General features: G+C 44.7%; 1 rRNA gene. It reads right to left on the reverse strand.

Going from position 1 to position 423, the window contains the following annotated elements:
- A 5S ribosomal RNA gene (gene rrf, locus GDZ68_RS17960) occupies positions 1 to 90 on the reverse strand; the annotation flags it as partial.
- Between the last annotated feature and the right edge of the window lie 333 nt (positions 91 to 423).

A 423-nucleotide genomic window follows, 5' to 3' on the forward strand; every position in this document is an offset into this window, starting at 1 on the left:
GGGAAACCCCCAACTACCATCAGCGCTAAAGAGCTTAACTTCCGTGTTCGGTATGGGAACGGGTGTGACCTCTTTGCTATCGCCACCAGACTTGTCCTTTAGCGGACATTTACTATTATAACACTTATAATTAGTAATGCAAGTGTTTTTTTAGTATGTAAAGTGAATTTTTGTTCACTCAAAACTGGATAAAAGACATTGGGTAGTTCAAGTAACTACTTTTTGTGCTGTCCAGCTAAATCGACCAGATACTCGAGTCATAAGCCGGCTCGGCTGTGCGGTAAAAAGCGCCGCTTCGCCAATCCGTCTTATGCCTGTCGTATCTAGACGGTCGATTTAGCTTTTCATAATAGGTTAAGTCCTCGATCGATTAGTATCTGTCAGCTGCATGCGTCGCCGCACTTCCACCCCAGACCTATCCAC

Source organism: Sporosarcina cascadiensis (assembly GCF_009650995.1).
GTDB lineage: Bacteria > Bacillota > Bacilli > Bacillales_A > Planococcaceae > Sporosarcina > Sporosarcina cascadiensis.